Origin of the sequence: Deinococcus humi (assembly GCF_014201875.1) — a bacterium.
Lineage (GTDB): Bacteria > Deinococcota > Deinococci > Deinococcales > Deinococcaceae > Deinococcus > Deinococcus humi.
The window spans coordinates 26,452-49,384 of sequence record NZ_JACHFL010000021.1; the positions used below are offsets into that span (position 1 = coordinate 26,452).

18 protein-coding genes and 1 pseudogene are annotated in these 22,933 nt (G+C 57.8%); 16 read left to right on the top strand and 3 right to left on the bottom strand.

The annotated features are described in order from the left end of the window. Nucleotides 1–197 precede the first annotated feature (197 nt). The 3 genes from HNQ08_RS23435 to HNQ08_RS23445 all read left to right on the top strand — a co-directional run bounded on the left by HNQ08_RS23435 (nt 198) and on the right by HNQ08_RS23445 (nt 4,434). Nucleotides 198–1,571 (top strand): NHL repeat-containing protein, encoded by a 1,374-nt coding sequence (locus HNQ08_RS23435; protein ID WP_184137457.1) that lies wholly within the window; start codon nt 198–200, stop codon nt 1,569–1,571. A 537-nt stretch (nt 1,572–2,108) separates the two neighbouring features. Further along, a complete protein-coding gene (locus HNQ08_RS23440) occupies nt 2,109–3,407 on the top strand; it encodes a lipase family protein (RefSeq protein ID WP_184137459.1) in 1,299 nt (432 codons plus the stop codon). Between the two features lie 34 nt (nt 3,408–3,441). Then, on the top strand, nt 3,442–4,434 hold the full coding sequence (locus tag HNQ08_RS23445) for a hypothetical protein (RefSeq protein WP_184137461.1): 993 nt from the start codon (nt 3,442–3,444) through the stop codon (nt 4,432–4,434). A gap of 53 nt (nt 4,435–4,487) precedes the next feature. Here the strand turns inward: HNQ08_RS23445 and HNQ08_RS23450 are convergent, their stop codons facing one another. From HNQ08_RS23450 to HNQ08_RS23460, 3 genes are all read right to left on the bottom strand, one after another. Then, the gene (locus tag HNQ08_RS23450; protein WP_184137464.1) at nt 4,488–4,790 is read right to left on the bottom strand and encodes a hypothetical protein; all 303 of its coding nucleotides are present in this window, start codon (nt 4,788–4,790) and stop codon (nt 4,488–4,490) included. 27 nt (nt 4,791–4,817) lie between these two features. Further along, nucleotides 4,818–7,244 carry an MBL fold metallo-hydrolase gene (locus HNQ08_RS23455; protein WP_229790221.1) on the bottom strand — a complete coding sequence of 809 codons (2,427 nt, stop codon included), beginning with the start codon at nt 7,242–7,244 and terminating at the stop codon, nt 4,818–4,820. 233 nt (nt 7,245–7,477) lie between these two features. Beyond that, entirely contained in the window at nt 7,478–8,356 is an 879-nt protein-coding gene (locus tag HNQ08_RS23460; RefSeq protein WP_184137468.1) for a hypothetical protein, read from the bottom strand. A gap of 667 nt (nt 8,357–9,023) precedes the next feature. On the opposite strand from HNQ08_RS23460, the gene HNQ08_RS28355 reads away from it, so the two are divergent. The 13 genes and pseudogenes from HNQ08_RS28355 (at nt 9,024) to HNQ08_RS23530 (ending at nt 22,866) form a co-directional block, all read left to right on the top strand. Next, the gene (locus HNQ08_RS28355) at nt 9,024–9,656 is read left to right on the top strand and encodes an IS3 family transposase (RefSeq protein ID WP_221284439.1); all 633 of its coding nucleotides are present in this window, start codon (nt 9,024–9,026) and stop codon (nt 9,654–9,656) included. 1,213 nt (nt 9,657–10,869) lie between these two features. After that, nucleotides 10,870–11,304 carry a vanadium-dependent haloperoxidase gene (locus HNQ08_RS28360; protein ID WP_425321374.1) on the top strand — a complete coding sequence of 145 codons (435 nt, stop codon included), beginning with the start codon at nt 10,870–10,872 and terminating at the stop codon, nt 11,302–11,304. Nucleotides 11,305–11,947: 643 nt separating this feature from the next. Next, on the top strand, nt 11,948–12,529 hold the full coding sequence (locus HNQ08_RS23475; RefSeq protein ID WP_184137471.1) for a DDE-type integrase/transposase/recombinase: 582 nt from the start codon (nt 11,948–11,950) through the stop codon (nt 12,527–12,529). 1,056 nt (nt 12,530–13,585) lie between these two features. Continuing rightward, complete coding sequence (locus HNQ08_RS23485; RefSeq protein ID WP_184137474.1) at nt 13,586–14,554, top strand: site-specific integrase; 969 nt, start codon at nt 13,586–13,588, stop codon at nt 14,552–14,554. A gap of 950 nt (nt 14,555–15,504) precedes the next feature. After that, nucleotides 15,505–16,266: a ParA family protein gene (locus HNQ08_RS23490; RefSeq protein ID WP_184137476.1), complete on the top strand. Its 762-nt coding sequence runs from the start codon at nt 15,505–15,507 to the stop codon at nt 16,264–16,266. After that, on the top strand, nt 16,263–17,162 hold the full coding sequence (locus HNQ08_RS23495) for a ParB/RepB/Spo0J family partition protein (RefSeq protein ID WP_184137478.1): 900 nt from the start codon (nt 16,263–16,265) through the stop codon (nt 17,160–17,162). Before HNQ08_RS23490 ends, HNQ08_RS23495 begins: the two co-directional genes overlap by 4 nt. 402 nt (nt 17,163–17,564) lie before the next feature. Next, the gene (locus tag HNQ08_RS23500; protein ID WP_184137480.1) at nt 17,565–17,963 is read left to right on the top strand and encodes a hypothetical protein; all 399 of its coding nucleotides are present in this window, start codon (nt 17,565–17,567) and stop codon (nt 17,961–17,963) included. Between the two features lie 195 nt (nt 17,964–18,158). After that, complete coding sequence (locus tag HNQ08_RS23505; protein WP_184137482.1) at nt 18,159–18,416, top strand: hypothetical protein; 258 nt, start codon at nt 18,159–18,161, stop codon at nt 18,414–18,416. Between the two features lie 43 nt (nt 18,417–18,459). Next, nucleotides 18,460–19,172 (top strand): annotated as a pseudogene (locus HNQ08_RS23510) (IS6 family transposase). Between the two features lie 65 nt (nt 19,173–19,237). Continuing rightward, nucleotides 19,238–19,408 carry a PD-(D/E)XK nuclease domain-containing protein gene (locus HNQ08_RS28365; RefSeq protein WP_184137542.1) on the top strand — a complete coding sequence of 57 codons (171 nt, stop codon included), beginning with the start codon at nt 19,238–19,240 and terminating at the stop codon, nt 19,406–19,408. Between the two features lie 427 nt (nt 19,409–19,835). After that, the gene (locus tag HNQ08_RS23520; RefSeq protein ID WP_184137485.1) at nt 19,836–20,390 is read left to right on the top strand and encodes a hypothetical protein; all 555 of its coding nucleotides are present in this window, start codon (nt 19,836–19,838) and stop codon (nt 20,388–20,390) included. Between the two features lie 203 nt (nt 20,391–20,593). Beyond that, nucleotides 20,594–21,685, top strand: a complete 1,092-nt coding sequence (locus HNQ08_RS23525; RefSeq protein ID WP_184137487.1) for a PDDEXK family nuclease — start codon at nt 20,594–20,596, stop codon at nt 21,683–21,685. Nucleotides 21,686–21,753: 68 nt separating this feature from the next. Then, nucleotides 21,754–22,866 (top strand): phospholipase D family protein, encoded by a 1,113-nt coding sequence (locus tag HNQ08_RS23530; RefSeq protein WP_184137489.1) that lies wholly within the window; start codon nt 21,754–21,756, stop codon nt 22,864–22,866. Nucleotides 22,867–22,933 lie beyond the last annotated feature (67 nt).

Here is a 22,933-nt window from a genome sequence, read left to right on the forward strand (position 1 = left end):
TTGTCCATGACGTCATCCGTACTGGACAACCATGCCAAATTAGCTCTTTTTTCAACATTGACAAAGTTGTTAATTTGTGATAAATATGAGATAAACATTGTTAAGTCGGCTATTCCAACTCGCTTAAAAGGCGAGCAGCGTATCTAAACCAATAGCTTGGTGAAGTGTATATCGCTTTTGGGAAGGAGTGGATATAGATGACAAACATGATTTACAGTAAGCCAGGTACTATAACCAATGGTAAACTGTTATATATAACAGTTTTATTCTCTACTCTTTGGGTTCAGAGTATTGCGCAAGTACAGGCGCCGTCATCCTACCTTGATACCACCTTTGGTAAAGGAGGACTCACGGTCACAGCACTAAGTAAGTCAGATAATAGATCAAAAGGTGCACTTGCGATCTCAGGCGATGAATCAGGAGATGACCGTGGCAACGCAACATATATTGACCCTGAAGGTTTAATATATGTTGCTGGACAAACCGACAATGGCTCAGATTTCGATTTTTTTGTAGCAAGATATCTTCCCTCGGGCGTCCTTGATACTTCATTCGGTTCATCTGGAATAAGCGTAACTAGTGTTGGCCCCGGTGACGACATTGCTATGGACATAGCTCTACAACAAGATGGAAAAATAGTTGTTATTGGATATGCAAGTACAGTACGAGGCTATGGCAGTAGGAATGGCACTGCGGATAATGTGGCGCTTGTTCGTTATAATAAGGATGGTACTATTGACAAAAGCTTTGGGAAAAATGGAGTTATTACTACTAATGTTGGCCCGAAGGAAGACTATGGAATTGATGTAGCCATTCAGAAAGACGGTAAAATTATAGTAGTAGGCGGGAGTAATAATGGCAATGACAGGGATATTCTTGTTACTAGATATGACTCTAAGGGATTAATTGATAAATCATTTGGCAAGCAAGGTATCGTTTTAACTGCAGTTAGTAGTGGATTTGATGAAGCTAGTGCCGTCGATGTATTAAGCAACAATGCTATAATTGTAGCGGGTAAGAGTTTTAATGGTACTGACACCGACTTTACGGTGCTAAAATACAATAATGATGGCACTTTGAATAAGATGTTTGGAAAGGATGGAATTGCAAGATTCAATATTTCTAACGATACTGCTGATCAGTTGGTATTACTGAAAGATGGTAAGATTGTTATTGCGGGATTTGCAGAAAGTAGTATGGGGAGCAAGATCTCTGTTTTGCGATTACTCGAAGATGGACGGCTAGACAGATCATTTGGCTTTCAGGGAATAGCGGCTCCTTTGATTAATAATTTGAAATCTTATGCATACACAGTTGGGCTTCAAAGCAATGGTAAGGTAGTCGTTGCTGGTGAGATCGAAGACGGAGAGAGTCGTAATCAGATGATTGTTAGATTGAATAGTAATGGTCGGCTTGATACCAGCTTTGGATCGTCGGGCTTGATTACCTCCAGCGACTTTGTGACTTGCTCTGCCAAAGTTACGGCTGATAATAAGATAGTCACTGTGGGTTTTGGACGTGTAGGTACTAATAATGACATAAAGATTGCCCGTTATAAAGACAGCCTGTAGCAGGATTTTGTCACTTTGAGATATGACGGGCACTAAACATATCGCGTCTCAGCCATGTATCTGCTGAGATTACTCGTTTATAATGGCAACTTCTTACACTTCACAGATGCTGATCATCCTGGGAACGTGTTCCCTGAGTGTGCTAGACTCCTTCAATCATTTTAAGATCCGATTATGGGGAGTAGATCAACAGAATGTTGTTCTCTTTTTCAAATAGCCCTCTTATTAAATCTAAATAGTAATAAAGACGATATGCATCCGCATTGCCTCAATTATTATGAATCGGGTACACTGTTGCCCCCTATCCTAAGTCTTAAACGGCATCTGCCGCAAACTCAACCCCTGGTTGTATACGGCTCTTGGTATTCTCGATTGACAAAGGAGTTTTTCTCAAGCTATACGGCGAACGTATCAGTATGTGAGAGGGTAGTTGCGAGACGAACCGCGACATTTCTACCGACGCGTCAGATACTGAAGACTCCGTTCCCGCCCGCTTGATGTTCCTGTTTGAGCATCGTATCGCGCGTAGGAGTTATCGTGACACTTTCACCGACAGCTTCAAACAACATTCGCGTTCGCCTCGGTGACGACGGCGGGTGGCATGATCGACGCGACCACAACGAACTTCTCGCTTGGGAAAGCCACGTCGCTCAAGCGTCCGAGCCACCGCACATCGTGGTATACGCCCACGGCGGACTCGTCAGCGAAGCCGTCGGAAACAGCATTATCGACACCATTGAGCAGCGCTTGTTTGCAAACGCTCCTAACATCTGCCATGTCAGCTTCCTGAATCGCACGGGTCTTTTCGAAACGCTCGATCAGCTCTCGAACTCCCGCGCGTTCACGTGGCTCGCCCGCGCCGTAACGAGCGTGTTGAGTGCCTTGCAGGACGCGAGCGCCCTGCCTGAACACGATGGCTCACCCGAAGTGCGTGAGGATGCGAGCCAGGTCGCAGTTAAGCGCGCACGTGAGCTGCATGGCCGCCTTCAGAGTCGCTCGCTTACCGACAGCATCGTGGATGAGGTCGCAAATAAACTATTGCAACTGCCTGAGCCACAGGTCGCAGCTGCCCTCCTCGAGGTAGCAAGAGCCGTGCAAAGGCGCGCAGCGGCGCGAGTAGTCGTCAAAGGGCGAGTGCGACGCGACAGTGCGAGCCCAGTGCCTGCGAGTCGCAACGAGTTCGATGCATACCTCGTCGAAGAAGTCGTTCGGCGCTTCCAACTACCGCCGGTCTCCGCATGGCGAGAAATGAAGCGACGTGTCCACGCCGCATTCGCACCGCCACATCCCGGTGCGGCGATCGTGGCCTCCGTACAGCGCGTACGTCACATCCAGCCTGACGCACGCGTCTCCTTGATTGGCCACAGCCTCGGTGGGATCTGGGTCGAAGCGTACCTCGCGTGCGCCGGGGAAACCGGTAACGACTTGCACGTCGACACGGTCGCGTTGCTCGCTCCTGCAAACTCGCTAGCGTCTTTCCGTCGTGTGCACCGTTGGCAAGGTACGGTATGGACCCAGGCGCTTCTGATGGGCCTCACTGACGCTGAGGAACGCGAAGAAATTGACGAACTCTCTCCTCTGCTTGGGACGTTGTACCCGCGCACCCTGCTCTACCTCATCTCCAATGCCCTCGAAGACCAGCCCGCGTTTCCAATACTCGGCATGCAGAAGTTTTGGGAAGCTCCGGTGCCACATGATGTACACGACCTGTTTCAACAGGTGTCCTGGGTGCCCGGCATCGTCGACGGACAAGTCATCGAGCAGTACTCGCACGGCGGCTTCTCCACGAATCCGCAAGTACTCGCCTGGCTTGCCAGTAGACTCGTGGACTCGTAAAACCCCTTCACCCCCTCATTCAAGGAGGTCAGAAATGCGCAAAGAATGGCTCAAGGGGACGTGGCTCGGTGTCCTTGCGGCGGTGAGCGTCGCGTTCGCAGCCCCAACGGTGACCGATCCGAAAACGGCGGAAGTCTACCAGGGCGGACTGGTCACAGTGACCATCAACAACGATCAAGCGGTGCCACTGACTGCAACGATCAGGTTGGTCGGCGAGAACCTCGACCTTTCCCTCGTGTCCAGCAAGGAAGTTCCCAAGCAATCCGTGCGGGTCGTTCCTGTGAAGTTGACGGTTCCGGAGGCGAATTACGTGAACGGCGCGACGACCCTACGTGCCCAACTCGTCACGCGCCTCTCGTACACTCCAACGGGTGGAGAGGAAGTCGTGCTGCTCAGCACCATGCCCACGACCGTACATGCGCAGGCGGCCGTGTTGAGCAGCTCACCTTCGCTGTACTGGGTTCCACCTCTCGCGGCCCTACTGCTTGTCATTCTCGTCGCGACGACGACACCCGCGAGAGCAGGCGGTATGCAAGCGGCTGAGGTGAGAAGTGGGGATTCCTGGCTGACGAGCTTCACGTTCATCAGCACGCTCCTTTCAGCCATTGTCGGACAGTTGGCGCTCGACCCGGCGAATAAAGTTCAGCTGCTCATTGTCGGAGCGCTTGTCGTGGCATTGCTGGCGTTCGCGCCACTCGTGTACGGCGCGTTCGTGCGTAATGGGTCCGCGCCTCGCTTCGCCTTTTTGCTCGCTTCGGGCATCACCATCGCCGCCGCGACGCTCGCTTTGACGGTGGCGTTCCTCCTGGCTTCACGGCTTTCGGGAATCGTACGGTCACTTGGCGTGGACGCATCGGCGGCGAACGACGGCGAAACCGCTTTGAAAGTTGCGCTGGGAGTCATCGCTGTCGGCATGGCGGTCTTTGCGGTCCAATCGATGCGCTCAGCCTTGACCACCACGAGCGCAGCAGAAGACGCGCCTGCACGAGATGGCGTGAGGTGGCGCACAGCTCCCGCACTGTTGTGACGACATTCGAATGGGGAACGCGCGGTTAAACGCGTTCCCCGTTCGCTTGAAGTTCAGCCGGTCTTCCAGCGAACCTTGCCGCCTCGAACGCCGACGCGTTCACGCAGCTTTCGTACCTCACCGTCGCTGCTCACGTCACTTTCGACCGTAACGACCTGGGTCACCGTGCCATCGCCACTCGAGTCACTCGGGCGAGGCGACGGCGCGCCGAGGTACTTCGTACGCAACGTCGCCATGCTCGGCAACGCCACGTCCGCCTGGCGTGGTGTGTCGCTCGTCGGGCGTTCTGAAACGACGCGCCACCCAGGCATTGACCGGGAGACTACTGCTTCCGCTTCGCGCTTGTTGTCAGACATTGACGCACCTCCTAGCCGTAGTATGCACTACCACCCGAGTCCTAAACAGGTGAACTGACTCCAAATCTTGCGCTCCACGGCGCGGTCGAACACGTCGTCGCCGTCCACGTACGGAATCCCCGCAAGGTAATCGCCCCGTGCGTGGAACAACGCCTCTGCAGGCGCGAGTCGCTCATCAAGGTGGCGCCGCATGAATGCCAGGTGCATTGGCCCGCCGTACGCGAGCTGCCGTTCACCTGGCGAATAGTGCGTGCCCGTGCAGCCTACGAAGGCACGCGCACCCGCCCGTAAGAACCGTAGGGCGATCGAACGATCGGCCGGCAGGTCCGCGACGCCACCTTGCGTTTCAAGTGCACGCCGCTGCGCGATCAACGCGCCGTAACAACATCCGGTGAACACCACCCCCCCGAACGTGTCGGGCACGAGGGCTGCGTTAAACGCCTCGAGCACCTCGCCGCCCGCTTCACCCCAGAAGCGCGTCGTGTCTCGATCGCTGCCGTGCAGCATGAAGTACGCGAGGCTCGCGTTCACGTTCGCACTTCGAATGTGTCTCGCCTCTGTCGGTCGGCTTGCAAGCAGAGGGAGCTGCCCGGGAATGCTCTGCCAGATGGCGTTTGCGAATGGACGCGCGGCATTACGCACACCGAATTTTTCCGCGCCACCGACGGGAGCCCCTAGAAGAGCGCCGAGCAGCGTCGCGGCGTCGCCACCGTCCGGGACACGTGAGACAGGAACGCTCGGCAGCCCATCTCCGTCGAGGTCGCCGTACGGATCGTCGGACCACACGATGAACTGGTCTTCGTCGTCGCGCGGGTCGAGGCGTCGATCGGCGCGCAAGCGGTCGCTGAGAACGTCCACGCGCTTGGCAGGCAGCACTTCGTATCCGCCGAGGAGGACGACCCCCTTCACGTCATGGTGCGCGCGTAACGCTGTGATGGCCTCGTCAAAACTCCCAACACGCAGCAAGGTATGCCCAGCCGATTCGACGAGCCGCATTGCCCGAGTCGTCGCCTCCACTCCCACACGCCGCTCGAGTTTGCTGGGGTTCGTCACGAACATGAGGTGCGGAAGCGCGCGACCTTGCGCCAACTCTTCTCGGTGAGGCGCGCTCGGCGGATCCGCTGCGATCGACGTTCGTCCGGCGGCGGGTTCGCTGCTTTCACCGAAGTGCACGTGGATGTGTACCGTCGAGACGCCACTCGGTACATCAACGTGGACGTGCACCTCCTGCGGGGAGGTCGAATTGAACTGCGGTTCGTCGCTCGAATTTGGAGTGAAGTCGTCGACGCGTCCGCGCTCTACAGTTACAGAGTCACCGTCGAATCGGACGCGGCCGTTGCGGTCGGTACGTGCGAATTTGAACGCCGCGTCCGCCTGCCGCAGTTGCGCGAGGACCTTCGCGTTGGGGTGTTTAGGGTCATCGCTCCCCCCAGTATGGACAACCACAGCGGGTGCGAGGGCCTCGAGTGTAGCAATGTCGAAACCGTTCTCAGCCGTGTGGTGGGCAGTCTTCACGAACTTGTACGGTGCGTCGGCCAGCACCCGCTCCAGCAGGTCACCTATCTCTTCGTCGATGGAGGGTACTTCCGATCGCGCGAACTGCAAGTCACCCGTCAGCAGCACGCGCCGGCCGGGCGGACCGAGCCGCACGACGATACTTTGGTTGTTGATCACGGCACCCCTCGCTACACGGTCGGCCAATGGCTCACCGTCGCTCAAGCGCTCCTCAACCAGCGCACGGTACGACGCGAGTTCTTCGGTCCCAGCGTCAGAAAGGCGGGCAAGCACGGCTGCGTCGCCTCCCTGCTCGCGTTGCAGCAACTCCGCGCACGTGAGGAGTTGCTCGATGCTAGGGCCGAGTATTTTCAACTCCACCTCTGCGAAGGCCTCTTCCACAACCGAGTGGTCATCTCGACCGTACCGCACGACGCGCGTGCCCCGTGTGGCAAGGCGCTGCAACATGCGCGTGTACCGCTGCTCAAGCGTCACCGCGTCCTGCAGGAACGCTCGCAGGGCCTCATCGGATGAGTCTACGCGCGACTCTTCCCGCAGAGCAGCGAGCACGCGTAGCGCCGATGAGGACAGATCATCGACTGCATCGGGTTCCGCGCCATCGAACGTCCGCCCGAATCCCAAGTACTCGTCGGCAACAAGCGCCACATCGGCGGTGAGGTCACCCGCTTCAACCATGCGCGGGAGACACCCGATGTGGTCCGCATGGCAGTGCGTCACGATGAGCAAGTTCACGTGTACGGGGCTATCACCACCGACCGCTTCCCGCAGTTGCTGTGGAATGGACGGCGTGTCCCCTTGACCTTGAAAGTCGCTCGCGTGTCCACCATCGACGAGGACGCAGGTGTCACCGAACCGGACGAGGACGCAGTCACCGTATTTTTCACGTCCCACGTCTAGAGCGTGAACTTCGAAAGTCGCTGGCGGTAGAAGTTCGCTCATGCTCTTCCTTTCCCGTCCCTATCGGAAAGTGTGAGACGGATACGCGACGCTGAATCCGTTAGACGTGGTGCTGCCCTAATTGTAATTGTCCTACCGGAACGGGCTACGGTCAAGTGGCCAGCTACTATCAGTCGCTTTTTCAATCGCGCGTCCTGTGAGAATGACTCAATATGGCGTAGACCCTCTCTAGACTGGACCGACCGGGAGAACCTCATGGGTGGAGGCGCGCTCCCTCAGCTGGATTTTGGGCATTTGATGATTACGTTCGGCGCCGTGGACAGCCGCGTGAATCCGAGCGTAGAGTTGTTAAAAGTCAAAACACGCATCGTGGGGCTTGACAATGCTTGCCCGTTTACGTCTTGCAAGTGTCTGTTGGTCGTCTCGTTGGCCGCGTCGACGAAGCTCGCTCGCGCAAGGAGTTCCCTAGCTGGCTGCCACGTCAATTGAGAAGATCGAGTCGTGTTCGCGTTGAGACGGTACGTGGTATACCTCGCCAATTGTGTTCCATTGCCTTCTGCCACGGTCGCCACCATGCCTTCGACCGGCACGTCGCATTGATTCTGAATGACGACAGTCTTGACTGCATCCCGAGCCGCTTGAACGGCTTTAAGAATGCTATTTACATCATCTGGACGCCCGTTGAATCCAACGTACATCATGTGGGCCACTAGTGCTCCACCCCCTACAGTACAGGTTTGCCGATCGCAGGCGTACGCGGCTACCTGCCAAAGAGGGCGTTCCAGCGCGGCAAGGACGCGTTCAACATTTGAGCCCCACCTTAACAGCGCAGCCTGAGATTGAGCATCTGTCTCATCCAACGCGTCAGTGATCAACCTGAGCTCCTGCTGCCACGTTGTCCGCAATGAGGCGGTCACTATTGGTGGAAGAGCGACCCTTGTAACGCTTCTTGCGTCCCACGCAGACATATCAACAATCACCACTTTAGGCGGCGCGGTGATGACAAACTGCGTATTGTTCTGGTTACGTATGATGAGGCGTACTTCATCGCAAACGTAACCGGCATTTGCTGGCGACGTCGGCTCGCACGGTGCGGCCAGAGAGCAACTTGCCAGTGCTAACGCTACCATTGCCGAAACGATGCGTAGAGTCATGCTCCAGCATACGCGCCTAGAAAGACATTACGTAAAGTTGAGCACGACCTCTATACCGGACAACTTGACTTCAAGCCGCGCCTGGTGCATGAAATGGAGTGCTCAGCAGCCTGATCAGTGTGGGTAGCTCGGGCAGTCCCCACCGCAGCGCATGGCCGAGCCGTACCGCATAAGGCTTATGGCCGTTCGGTCATGAGCCTTGTGAAGTTGCTAAGGTTCGGTGGAGGGAGAGTTAGGATGACCCACATTCGAGGTGATCACGCTCAAGGCTAGAGAAATCTACACATCTCAATTCAAGCAGGAAGCCGTCCCGCTCGTCAAAACGACTAGTAAGAGCTGTGCTGAGGTCACGTGTGACCTCGGGCTTCCCCCTCATTACGTCGTCGGCTGGCGATAGCAGCACAACAAGCAGGAGTGGGGCGGCCGCCCAATGTTCACTGGGCGCGGCAACGCCGCGCTCAGTGCTTAGGAAGCCCGCCTAAGAGCGCTCGCACGAGAGCTTGACGTCACCCGTCAGGAGCGCGACATCCTGAAAAAGACGCTGGCCTTCTTCGCCAAACAGCCCTGATCTTCCAGTTCATTACTGAACACCGGCACGAATTCACAGTCAACCGGATGTGCCAGTTCTTGGAAGTCAGTCTGAGCGGGTATTACGCCTGGGGGAAGGCTGGACAGTGCGCGGTGTCAGGAGGAGGCCAGGCTGACCAACAAAATCAAGTTCTACTTTGACCGGAGCCGGGAAACCTATAGCACCTTTCGGCTCAAGGCCGGCCTTGCTGAAGAGGACGGGTTGCAGGTCAGTCGCCGCCGAATTGGGCGTCTAATGGGTTCAGCGAACCTCAGGGTTCGCTGTAAGCGAAACTTTCGCACCACGACGCAATCGAAGCATTCGTATTCAGTGGCCGAGAACATCCTGAACCGTAACTTTCAGGCCTCCGCACCGAACCAGAAATGGGTCACGGACATCACGTACCTACCGTATACGGACGGCTGGCTTTACCTGGCGACCGTCATGGATCTGTACTCGCGCAAAATTGTGGGGTGGGCCATGCATGAACGCTTGGAAACCGTGTTGGTCACGGCGGCCCTACATATGGCCGTATATCGACGCCGACCAGGAGCGGTAAGGCGTGGAACGGCTCGGCCATGCGCTGCGATAGGGACTGCCCGAGCTACCCACACTGATCAGGCTGCTGAGTACTCCATTTCATGCGCCAGGCGCGGCTTGAAGTCAAGTTGTCCGGTACAGAGGCAACGAACCAACGGACCAGCTATAATTAGAGCTCTACATCACGTGTAGGCCCTTAGAGGGTGCCAAGATGACTATTTAAATAAGAGTACAAATTTTTGTTGGGAGCGAACATAAAAGCTGAAAAGCCTTTGTAGGACAGCAGAAGATCGACAGCATGATTTGACGTGATCGTGAGACCCCTCCGTCAGCAGAGCAGTACAACGTGTAAAACGTGCTCATAGTTGGACCTGAGGCGAAGAGTCCATCATTGGAAAAGACCGTACAGCTGTAGCTTTTACGCAAATAACAAACTGAAGCTCTAAAGTTGGAACTCGTTCTTGGCACCCTCTGGTGACCTGGCCCAATCTTCCACCCTTCTCGAGGCAGTATGTTGAAAAGACCCCACCCACGGCGGCTCTTCCTTGTACTACGACGTTTGCTGCTTATCTGCATGCTTCCACTTGCCACCACCCCAGTGCTTGCCGCGACAGTCGCTTTAGAGAAACCTGATGCCACTGTCGCCACCGCTTGGATGTCCCTCGCTTTGGAATTAGTGCAGAAAACCCCCGGTTTCTCCCCGCCCGTCGCGTCGCGCGTCTTCGGTTACTTGGGAGTTCTGATGTATGAGGCTGTGGTTCCCTCCCTGCCCGAGCGTAGCTCGCTGGTGGGGCAACTCCCCAGGCTGAACACCTTGCCACAGCCTAATTTAGGCCAGACCTACCATTGGTCTACGGTGGCGAACAGCGCGCTCGCCCACTTAATGGGGCGCTTCTTCACGTCCGCTGGACCAGAGCAATCAGCTAAAATTGCAGTTCTCGATGCCCACATGCAGACCGTCCACCGTCGTTTTGTGGATGAAGCGACGTTCGAGAGATCAGCGCAACACGGCAGAGTTTTAGCTGATGCAATTTACACATGGTCACTCGAAGATGGCGCAAAGAATACGAGCATTTACACGCCCTCAAGCGCTTCCGGGAGCTGGCAATCTACTGCCCCTGGGCACGCTGGACCACTTCTACCTGGATGGGGGCACAACCAGCTGTTCGTCCCGACGACCTCTGCCGATTGCCGCATACCTGGTCCCCCCCCCTACAACGAAGCGGAGGAGAGTGCATTCCACACTCAGGCGTTGGAGGTATACGCTGTGAGTCGTACTCTCACGCCTGAGCAACGTGAAATAGCACTCTTTTGGTCGGACGATCCGGGTCAGACAGCTACACCTGCAGGGCACTGGATTGCACTGCTCACGCAGATCTTGAAAGAGCAGCGAGTGCCACTCGGCATGGCAGTCGAAGCGTATGCCAAGCTCGGTATCGCGGTAACAGACGCCTTTATTGCCTGCTGGCGAGCTAAGTACGACTACGACCTGCTCCGTCCTGTCACTTACATACAGAGGGTTAAGGATGCAGACTGGTTACCCCTATTGAACACACCCCCTTTCCCGGAGTACCCCAGCGGGCATTCAGTGCAATCGGCGGCGGCGGCCGAGGTGCTTACTGACCTTTTCGGGCCAACTCGAGCCTTTACTGACCACACTCACGAAACGCGCAGTCTTCCAGCCCGAAGCTTTACATCATTCAGGCAGGCTGCAAGCGAGGCTGCCCTCTCACGCCTATACGGCGGAATTCATTTCCGTGCGGCTATCGAGGACGGGCTTACTTTGGGGCGATGCATCGGGGTCCATGTGCTTGCGCTGCGGTGGTATCGCGGACTCTAACTCTGGAGGATCTCGCTCAAATAGCGTTTGCTCTCCTTCCCCGTCTTAAGTGATAGGGCCTTCTCGCCGTCACCTCGTCCGACCTGTCCTCCAGTGATAGTGGCAAATTATTAGGCTGGGGTGACCTCAGTACCCGATACTTTCCGGGCTGGAGTTCCGGCCCTGATTTCTGGTAGGACAGGTTGCTGACCCTCCCCCCGTTTCCAGTGCCAACCTGAGTGCAAATTCAGGGGCACACTGGAAGACGCATGAAGGGAAAACGGTATACCGAGCAGCAGATCCTCGACATCGTTGGATAGCTCGAAGCGGGCACCGCCATCACGAATCTGACGCGACTCCATGGGGTTGCGATGACGACGATCTACCGCTAGAAGGCAAAATACGGTGGCCTGTCCAGAGACGACACCCGAAAATGTCGGCAGCTGGAAGATGAAAACAGTCGGCTGAAGAAGCTCGTCGCCGATCTGTCACTGCACAACGCCATGCTCAAGGATGTGGGGCGAAAGTGGTAGGGCCTGGGACGTCGTCCCAGGCGCAAACGCCGCTCAAAAAACAGATGATTTCCGTCCTCAAGGGGACGTTCAACACCAGTGAGCGACGGGCCTGTCGGGCATTGAGCTTTTCCAGAACCACCCCCAAAAGAGTGAAAGACCTGGTGCTGATCGAGCGTCTTCGCGCTCTGGCCTCGGAACGACCTCGCTTCGGGTACCGCCGGTTGCACCTCTTCCTGAAGCGCGATGAACTGCCCATCAATCTGGGGCGGGTGTATCGCGCCGAAAGTCTCGCTGTACGCTGGAAAGTGCGCCGGAAGCTCGCCATGGGTGAGCGTCAGAAAAAACCCGTGGTTTCTGCTGCAAATCAGCGCTGGAGTCTGGACTTCATGTCGGACCAGTTGGCTTCAGGACAGCGATTTCGGGTGCTGAACGTAGTGGATCATTTCACCCGCGAGTGTCTGGCGATGCACGTGGGGGTCTCCATCACGGGTCACGACGTCGTTCGCGAGTTGGCAGCGGTGGTCCGATTCCGAGGTCGGCCGCAGGCAATCATCACCGATAACGGACCGGAATTTGTGGGAAAGGCCTTGGATCTCTGGACGCACGAAACCGGGATTACTTACCTGTTCACCCGCTCTGGAAAACCAGTGGAAAACACGTATATCGAGAGCTTCAACGGGCGACTGAGGGATGAGTGCTCGAATCTGCAATGGTTCCAGAGCCTGGAATAGGCCCGCGTCATCTTGTCGGCCTGGAGAATCGATTACAACCAGATTCGTCCGTACACCGCACTCGGTGTCTGGCCACCGAGTGCATTTGCCCGCCTGGAACAGGCGGGCTGAAGTAAGCTGAAAGTTGCAAATTGGCTGGCACCGCAAACGGGGCACTCTCATCGTCGTCCACATCGCTGGGTATGCACGGCAGTTCATGCCTTTATTTTGCCCTCAGCAGAGTCGTCCCTCTTATTTTGGAACTCTCCTGTTCCCTAGCCTCTAGCTAACGAGACCTGTCGTCCTCTACGCTATCGATCTAACCGAGCATTTCAAAGTGTGTTCACTTCCTGCGGATCGCCCCTTGAGCCGCATGGGAGACCTCGTGCACGCTGATCGTCTGTGACCGACGCCAATCCCTACCGCCACCGTTTCCCGATGACCATCATCTGATACGCGCTATGTACGCGCTATGGCTGCATTAAGTTCGCTCCCCTGCAAACTGAGAAGCTACAGCACCTTGATCCCTGCCTCTGTTCCCGCCGGTTCCTAGACGAGGTCTGCGTGAAAGTCAGTGAGGTGACTCATTGGCTGTGGAGAGCCGTAGATTAATACGTTACTGTGCTCGATATCGTTCTGCAGGCGCAACGCGATCCTCACGCCGCAAAGTCTTTCTTGACCCGTTTGCTGAGGAAATACAACGTTCCAGAGGCCCTGCACACCGCCCAACTGAGGAGCGAAGTCGCTGCTACCGCCCGCTGCAACTACCTGACCGAGCAGTCTTACCGGCCCACACGACAACAGAAACGGAGTCACCTTGGATTCAGGCCTCAGGAGCGCTTAGGAGTTTCTGAATCTGCATGCTCGAACGACCCACCTTCACCAGCACATGCGGATCACCGTTCCTTCCTACACCCAACGAACCCTTCAGAAGCAGGCCTTTCAGACCTGGCGTGAAATTGGAGCAGGAGTGGCTTAAACTTCAGGCCACTCCTGGTCTTTGCCTACCCCAGACCAAGTTAAGGCAACCACAACTATTGGCAGTTGCCTTCGAATAGGGCCGTGTACTATGCAGCCATGAGCCTGGAGCTGATGGCTGCCAACCTCGACCTTCAGGGGCGCGCCGACCGGGTGGCGCACCTAGATTCCGACAGCCTGAAGAAGTCCGCGTTGCGGGCAGCCCGCGACATAGACGTCGAGGGGCTGTGGGCGCTGCTCGAGGCTTATTTAGTGACGCGCGGCGGCCGAGGCGCGCGCGTGAGCGTCAACACCCTGGAGGCGTACCGTATAGGCCTCGACACCTTTCTGGCTTGGGCAGGTCCGGCGGGTATCAGCCTGCTCCGTCCTGGGCCGAATGCCGGGTTCCGGTACGTCCGGCATCTGGAAGGCGCAGGCCTGGCCCCCAGCAGCGTGCGCGTGCGCTTGAGCGCCGGCAAGGCCTTGTACGCCGCTCTGCGCTGGACAGGAGCCTGCGAGGCCGCGCCCTTCCTGGACGTGCGGGCCGCCAGCGATCCGGTGCCCCGGTGGGAAAAGCGCAAGCCCTACTCCACCGAGGATGTGGCATTGCTGCTGCGGCATGCGGGAGTCCAGGACGCGGTGATCGTCGTGCTTGGCGCGCACGTGGGGCTGAGAGCGACGGAGATGACGACACTGCTCAGAAAGGACTTGCACCTGGATGCGCCCGAGCCGTACCTGACCGTGACCGGCAAGAGGCAGCGCCGCCAGGAGGTGGCGCTCTCCCCTACTGCGGTCAAGGCGCTACGCACGTGGCTAGCTGCGACGCCCAATTACGGCCCCCGGGTGCTGACCATCCACACCCGTCAGAGCGTGGAGAATGCGCTGAAGCGGCTGTGTCAGGAGGCAGGCGTACGCTACGGGGGCCGCGAGGTTCACGGCCTGCGCCACAGCGCGGGCACCCGGATCTACAGCGAGAGTGGAGATCTGCTGGCCGTACGGGACCATTTGCGACACCGCACCGTCGACAGCAGCGAGATCTACGTGGATTACGCGCGGGCGGGCCGCAAGAAGCCTGTGGGTGACTGGTGAGGGTGCTGGAGTAGCTTTTTAAGTGGCTGTCCTATGGGCAACCTCTGTACCGTTACCCCTTCCCTGCGAACGGGCGCGCCTCCTCTCCCCTGTTACTCAAGAAGCTGCTCGACCTCCTGCAATAACTTCCTCAGTCGGGTCTGTTTGCGGGCGTCCAGCGCGCCCACGCAGCCAACTTCAAGACCCGCCGCGTTTCCTACACCAAGTCACCCAGCTCCGAAGGTGCTGGATCGCTGCTTCCTACCAGGAGCGCGGCTCCACATCCCGCACTCCCCATTCCCCGGACTCGACGCGTGGGAGCCATTTGAGCTGCTGAGTAGCGCTAGCCCGCCGCAGCAGCAGCCAGGAGCGGGGTGTGCCTGGAGACGCTCTGCACGGCCTCATGCTGCAGGCCAGCCGCTGCCCGCATTGCCGCAAGACCGGTGTCTTCGTGATGAACCCGTTCTCGGCGGGCTGGGCTAGTCTCGCGGCCCACCGCGGCTTACTCAGGATTGCACGAAGCTGTTCAATAACTCTGGCCATTGCGGCTCATACGCCGAGCGCAAGCTACTGGCACTTGAGGACGGCGCGGCTCTTTCCGGCGAACTGGTGGCCGCGCGGTTGACGGACCTTCAGCAATCACGCGAGGCTTGAAGGCGGTGTGGGTAGTAAGCCCCGTTGGGGCACCGAGGTTGAGCTCGACTGTTTGAGCCTCCTGGACGAGTGGGGCGTGCCTCTCGATGACAAAAGCTGGACACGAATTTGCCCCTGTACGGCTATCGCCAACTTGGACAGAGGCAGGAGCTGTGGCTTAAGACGTGAACGTCTAACTTAGCGCTAAGTTAGATCCCGAATCACCAAGAACTTACGTCCAACACGAGTCCACCTTGAAGCATAATGGAATCCACCCCCCCACGGACCCTGCCCCCAGTGCTGTGCTTCTGCGCACATTCCCGCGCTACCATCCACAAATGATCACCGCCACCGTGTTCAACCACGCCGGAGGGGCCGGGAAGACGAGCCTGTGCCTCAATGTCGGCCATGAGCTCGCCCGCCAGGGTCTGCGTGTGCTCCTGATCGACTGCGATCCGCAGGGGAATATGTCCAGCTGGCTGGGCGTAACGGAGGTGGACCTCTCCACCACCATTTATCCAGTTGCCGCCGAGGGGGCCGCACTCCCCACGCCGATTAGCGTTCATGGCCTGCACCTAATCCCCGCGCAGGTGGACCTCGCCCAGGCCGAGATCGGCATCACCAGCATGCCGGGCGGACAGCTGTTCCTGCGTCAGGCCCTGCAGGCGGTCTCCGATCAGTACGACGTGTGCCTGATCGACAGCCCGCCCAGCCTGGGCCAGCTTGCCATCCTGGGGGCCCTAGCCGCCGATCACTTGATTGTGCCGATGCCCACCCGGCAGAAAGGTCTGGACGCCCTGCCCGGCCTGCAGCGGGCCACCGCGCTCTACCGCCGACTGCGCCCGGAGTTGACCGTGGCCCTCTACGTGCCCACCCTCTACGACGCCCGTCGCACGCATGACCGCTCAGTCCTGGACTCCTTGCGCGCCTATCTCTCGCCACTCAGCGAGCCGATGCCGCAGCGGGAGGCCGTATGGCTGGATAGCACTATGTCCGGCGAACCCGTGGGGGTCTACGCACCGGGTAGCCCGGTTCACGAGGACATCCAGCGATTGACCGCGGAAGTCGTTCGCGCGCTAGGCCTGGAAGTGTCCGCATGACCCGTCCGAAGAAACCAAAGCCTCGGGTCGGTTTGGAAGTCCTGCTTGGGGATGCCTCCGCGCTTTCTCGCCCTGGACTGGATGCCCGCAACATCCCGCTCACCGAGCTGCGCCCCAGCGCGCTCCAGCCCCGACGGGTGTTCACGCCCACGGCGCTGGCCGCGCTGACCACCAGCATCCGAGAACAGGGCGTGCTGCAACCCCTCCTTGTGCGTTCGGTCGAGGGCGGCTACGAGATCATTGCAGGAGAGCGGCGTTGGCGGGCCGCGCAGGAAGCCGGGCTCAAGGAAGTGCCAGTGGTGGTCCGCGAGCTCGATAACCGCGCTGCGCTCGCGGCCGCGCTGATCGAGAATCTACAGCGCGAGGACCTGAACGTCTATGAGGAGGTAAGGGGCACGGTGCAGCTCGTCGCACTGGCCCTGGACACGGACGCCGACGGCGCTAAGGGGCGGCTTTACAAGGCCATGAACCATGGCGGGCCGGATGTAGAGGTGCTGGAGGATCTGTTCTCGCGGCTGTCGCTCGGGCCCTGGAAGAGTTTCGCCGCGAACAAACTCCGCATCCTGTCCTGGCCCCAGCAGGTGCTGGACGCAATGGACGCAGGCCTGCCGTACACCCTCGGCGGAGTGGTGGTGGGGGCCCCAGCTGAACACCAGGCTGAGCTGCTGGAGTTGGCTGTCGGCGGCGCCACGCTCCGGGAACTCAGGGACCGACTGGCCACACTGCGGGAACGGCCAGCCCGCACCGCCTTGAACGAGCGCGATGTGGCCCGGCTGGGGCGCACCTTGAGCAGCGTGAAATGGATCAGAGGCCTGAACGATAAGGAACAAGCAGAAATCAATAAATGGATGGGGAAGATGCCGGAGGCGGTAAAGAAAGCTCTGGGACAGAAATAGGCTGGCCGCATCGGCGATCCCTGGCGCTTCCAGGCACACAGATACACGTCTGGGACACACCTCTTGGCCGGGAAATACAGCGAACATGCACGTATGAACGCCACTCTCAGGGTTGATCCTGCTGGGTGAGGGCGGGGGCGAGCAACTCCCGAAGGGTCATGCATAGGTTGTAACGTACCTGTGGCCACCCATGAACCAACGTCTCAATGGGAACTGCGTTTTGTCGTCAGCCGCTCAGACTGGTGAAGCGTCCAGCAGGTCTTGCGGTAGCGCCCAGCGAGTGTGGAGACTTTTGCCGTTGTCAATAATTCGTATACGAATCGATTTATATACGCATTACTGACTTGATTGTGAAGGCTGCCTGTGCATAGACATCGTGTGGCACGGCATCTAGGATGCGGTATGACCCTTTCACATCCACTCGTCGAAACAGGCCGCGGGTACACTCGCGCTGAAATTTCAAAGATTCTGGGAGGCAGTCCCCAGCCCTATCTACCGCATAAAGATGGCAGGGTTGTTGCCGGGTGCTTCAGCGTCAAGAAGGGGCCATTTGCGCCGCGTGAAATTCTGGTGGGGGAAGGGGCGGGCGTCGAAGGGTCTGCGGCGATGTTGTGTCAACAGGCCGAAGCCATTCCCGTGTTCATGAAGGGGCCAGAGGTGATGAAGGGGGAAGGCCGCTGGTTCTACAGCGGCATGTATCGGGTGGGGCACTGGACTCAAGACCCGGAGGTGTTGGCCCGCTACGCCGAAGAAGGCGGGCGCGGGACGCTGACACGGGTGATGTTTTTGATTCGGGCTTGAGCAGGCTTCTCTCCTTGTTGGAGGCAGATAAAGCAGCCCAACGAAGAAGGCGACCCGGAGGTCGCCTTTGATTTCCCTAGACTAGCCTGGGATTCAGGCCATGCCCAGGACATGCACCCCAATTGCCTCAGCGGGCGTTTGGGAAGGGTTTTATGGCTACCTGCAACGCTTTTTCTCCAGCACGGAGGTCGTCCTATGAAACACGCTTGGCAATATGTCCTTAAAGCCGCAAAGACCCTTCATGCACAGGGGCAGGCCACTTTTAGTCCGCAGCAGATCGTAGAAGTGGCCCTCGGCCTTGGATGGGCTGGCAAACCCCAGACTGTTCAGCATCATGTGTGCAATCAGATGCGGGCAGACATTTCCAATGCTCCATACCCGTATCTGGACTACCTCGGATCGGCCACCTACCGACTGAATGAAGAGGGCAAGCGGGCGGCGGAAGGACTCTAGAGGGTTGTGTTGCCTTAACCAGAGTGGGGTAGGGTGACCGGCCGTGACCGACGCCAAGCCTTACCACCGTGGTTTCCCCATGATCATCATCCAGCATGCTATTTGGCGCTGCCACCGCTTTTCCCTGAGTGACTGAGACGTGCAGGAGTTGCTGCACCAGCGCGGCCCAAAGGGTCAGTCACGAAACCCTCCGCGAAAGGTGCATCAAGTTCGGACCCCTCTTCGCTGAAGACTTGCGCCACCGGGAACAGAGGCGAGGATCCCGGTGGCATCTCGACGAGGTGTCCACGAGTGTTGATGGTGTCCGACATTGATTGAGGCGGGCCGCCTTGGGGTACGGTTTCGTGCTTGCGATCCTCCTCCAGCGTCACCGCGATACCGAGGCCGCGAAGACCTTTCTGACCCACTTGCTGAGAGAGGGGCGATGTCCCGCAGGTCATTCACACCAGCCGCCTCAGGAGTGACGGAGCCGCGCTTCGAGAGATCCTAAGTCTGGCTATCGTTGACCACCAACAGGTGATTTCCACGGGTAGGTTTAATAACGTCACCTTGCAGGAGCATCGATCGACACGACGACAAGAGCGATGCCAGCAAGGATTCAATCGGCGGAAACGCGCTCAAGAATTCCTGAGCCTCCACGCCCGGATTACCAACCTCCACCATCATTCCCGCACCAGCGTCACCGCCGCCACCCGAAGAAACAACCAGAACACAGCGTTTCAGACGTGGTCAATCGTCGCGGCAGGGGTGATCTGAGATTCAAACCACCCCTGCTCCCGCCCTGCTGCAGAGCCAGTTAAGGCAACACAACCTATTTAGATATTGAGCGTTACCGTAGCCATCCAAAGTGCGATCAACTTGTTTGCTTTGTTTACGACCCAGAGGGCAGGATTGCTAACCCTCGTGGCTTGGAAAATGACCTGCAGCAAGGCGATCCGCTCAAAGTTCGGGTGCTCATTCGGCCCATCAGAGCGCCTATCCTCAGAGCATAGGTCAGGCGATCACATCGTCGCGGCTGTCGCGACACTGCTTGACTTGACGTTTGCCCCACAAGGAATCACCGTCCTTCAGAGCAACCGAGCCGCGGCAGGGCAGGATGTCTTTTAGTACCACGTCCATGTGATCCCCCGCTGGCGACTCGACGAGGTGGGCATCAGCTATCAAGTGCTCGAAGAGCTTGACCTCGCGGATGTGGCTCGGCGTATCCGGGCGGTGCAGACCTCTTGATCGCTGTCCACAATCTGCCTGCCTGACAGTGTGGGCGTGACCAGGGTTGGAGAAGACCAATGCGAACGTATGCCGTTCTCAATAGATGTGCGGGGGCGTTGGGGGATTTTCGCACTGATTCCGCAAATTTGCTTGACACTTCGGGTGAGAACCTTATGCTGCCAAGACAGCAACTCATCAGGAGGATCCTTCTTGAATCAGCCCGCCCCGTTCGACCGGCAGGAGTTCGCTAGGCTCGTATACATTCAGCTCATTGATGCCCAGCCCCGCCTATTATTGCGGCGCGGCAAGCAGGTGCAGGCCATCACGGTTCAGCACGTCCTCAAATCCTACCCCGAGCAACGCCCACAGGTCTTCGAGGTTCTGCGCGCCATGCTGCCTTTTGGCTGCGAAATCACGGAGACAGGCGCCTTGCGCCGCATCCCCTCGCCTTCTCAACTGGCAAGCGCGAAGAAAAGTCGGAAAACAAAGAATGCGAAGAATAAGGCGCAGCAGCCTGTCACCAAAAACTCCAAGGCCCCGAAGAAAACAGTACAAATGGCGCACCGGAAAACGCGGAAAACCAGTTCGGGTGGGAGGGTCAGGTCCGATGCCTACGAATGGAAAGGTCCGGCGGACCCTTTACCCGCGACTGACCCGGGCCTGGCGGACAGGATTCGCGCCAGCATGTCTGCTTACGCCGCCTCGACGAAGGATACTCAGCAGACATCGGCCTGGGATCGCCCCGATATTGGGTATTGGGATTAAAGAGTCGCAAGTTGAAAAGTGGTCTACCCTACGGGGGCCCGTAGAGCAGTACCGAGATTCAGTGACTGGTGCCGATGCCCCTCGGGCAGCTCGAACGTGGCCAGCAAGCACAGCGCCATCCTGCTCATCAAGCAGGAGTGGCAGCATTGTGAAGATGGCGTTGTGTATGACCCTGTACAGGTCGTCCGGCCTACTTTAAATCCATGCCTGTAGAAATAGCCATTTGGAAACTTGGTGCTCAACCTGAACCGGTCACGCTGACTGGACTGGACCAGGAAAGCACTCTTGAAAACGCTCTTAAAGTCGACCTCAGTATCGTTGATCCGGACTTGATGATGCTCGCCACACAGCTCCAGACCGATCACGGCAAACGCATCGATATCCTGGCGATGGACCGGCAGGGCGACATTGTTATCCTTGAGTTGAAGCGCGACATGACGCCGCGCGAAGTCATGACCCAGACCCTCGACTACGCCGCCTGGGTCAAGACCCTCAGCGCAGAACAGATCGAAGACATCTACCGCCAAGCCCACAATGGTACAGAACTCCGGGCTGGCTACGCCGACGTGTATGGCACGAACGATCAGTACCCTGATGCGATCAACGTCAGGCAGCGCATGATCATTGTCGCCTCCTCGCTAGATGCGATTACTGAGCGAATCGTGGCCTACCTATCCGAATTCGGTGTGCCGGTTAACGTCGTGTTCTTTCGGGCGTTTAAACAGGAGGGTACCCAGTACCTGGCACGCACCTGGCTGATTGACCCAAATACCGCTGAACAGCGCGCCGACAGTAAAGCTGAACCTGGCGCACCCAAAGCCCTATGGAACGAGGTTGATTACTACGTCTCTTTTGGAGAAGATCAATGGCGCCACTGGGAAGACGCCCTCAAATACGGCTTTGTCAGTGCCGGAAAGGGGAGATGGTATAGCAACTCACTCAAAAGTCTGAAGCCCGGCGACCGGGTCAGCGTTCATATCCCGCAACGGGGGTATGTGGGGGTGGGCAAGGTGATCTCCGCCGCTGCACCCGCTCGGGCGGCCAGGGTGACCATCAACGGACAGGAGACGACGTTCAAGGATCTAGCGTTTAAAGCCGAAACCATGCATGACGAGGCAGACGATAGCCTGTGCGAGTGGGTGGTTGCCGTGGAGTGGCTCGACGTCCTGACCGCTGACCAAGCCTTCTGGGAAAAGGGGCTCTTTGCCAACCAGAATTCCGCCTGCAAACTGCGCAGCGTGTTTACACTAGATGCCCTCTCGAAAAAGTTTCCGAGAGGTTTCCAAACCCCCTGAGCTCAGCCCCGGGATCCTGTACGCAATATCGTCGGCGCTGGATCCCCGTAGCGGTCACACTGTCCTTTATGTCAAACGGTAGTACTGCACAGACGCGCTGGCAAGGCTGGGAACCCGCCATGGACTTTCTGAGGAAGCGTGATGGAACACTCTGGATCGTCTCGCCGTTCATCACCACCACGCCTCCCGAAAGAATGATCCATGGATCTCGAGTCCTGACCACCCTTGATCCCGCGAAGCTCGCCAGCGGCGCTTCTACCTTCCAGGCACTCGCTGCCCTGCTTGAAGGAGGCGCTGAGGTCCGTATTCTCCCGAAACTGCACGCCAAAGTGTACTTGCGCATGCATGGCAGTGAGGCTGTGGGCTTTTCTGGTTCTGCCAATCTGACGCTCAGCGGCGAGCGTCATAACCACGAAGTCATGACTGGTCCAGAGACCTTCAGCATCGGATTCATGCGCGATCTCACCCACCACTGGGCCGCGGCCGCCAAGCATCGCCTGACCATGTCACGTCTTATACAGGAACAAGAGAAGGCGGAACGGCTCAGCGAGAATCTCGCCGCGCAAAAGCTGATCGAGAGCGGCGTCGTAGTTATTCTTATCGACACCCAGATGCTGCGCGGATCGTTTGAATTGACCGAGAGCAAGGTGGGCATTCCGATCCACGAACGGACGAAAGGGTTCCGGCCTGCCCGCGTGGACTTTGTACAAGCGAAAAACCGCAAGCAGGGCATCGATCTGCTTCAGGCCGGTCTAAAACGTCTGCAAAGTAGCCGGACCGGTCAGGCCATCAAGCTGAAAGGTAGTCTCTCGTTTGCTGTTCCCGTCGCAGAACACGACAATTTTCAGGACGGTCTCCAGGAGCTCAACAGTGAGCTGCGCACTACCATGGGGGAACTAGTCAAAGAGCATGCCGAGGCGTGGCAGGCCGACTTCATTACACGGCTGCAACAGGCCGCCCAACGTTACGTGAGGGCAGATCCTGATCGGGTGCAAGCCGTCCTGGAGGGAGCCGCCAGCAGCTTCGATAAGTACATCAAAAAGCTGGATGTGGGCCTGAGTTACGGCACATACTTACCACTGCAAACGCCGTCGCGTCCGCTGGCCCATGACTTCCGGACCTATTTTCAGGGCGTGAGAGAGAACCAGCCGCTGAACTGGGAGGACGACGTGGAGGCGTAACGGGAAGCCTTACAAATCCGATCCTGGTGATGGCTTCAAAATTTCTCCCTTCAGCGCGAGATGCCAG